The organism is Acinetobacter sp. 24-47-67 (assembly GCF_056779735.1).
The window spans coordinates 1-223 of the sequence record NZ_JBWYIK010000057.1 but is presented as its reverse complement, the minus strand read 5'-3'; the positions used below and the strand labels follow the sequence as shown (position 1 = coordinate 223).

The 223-nt window shown below is 44.4% G+C and carries 1 protein-coding gene; it reads left to right on the top strand.

The annotated features are described in order from the left end of the window. Positions 1-223 (top strand): GA-like domain-containing protein (locus AC1M9K_RS14670; protein WP_481589662.1); only part of this gene is annotated, 223 nt, incomplete at both ends.

The following is a 223-nucleotide window of genomic DNA, read 5'->3' as shown; positions in this document are numbered from 1 at the left end:
CCAGCAACGCAAGCTCAATTACAAGCGATCAAAGATCAATTAGATGCGTTGAAAGGTACAGCACAAGGCTTGGTTGATGCATTACCTGCATCAGCAGCTAAAGATGATCTAAATGCTCGTTTAGATGCTCTAGATACAGTTGTACCAGCAGTGAACGATACAGATAGCAATGGTATTGCTGATGATGTTGATGCCGCGATTGCAGCAGCAACACAAGCGGTTC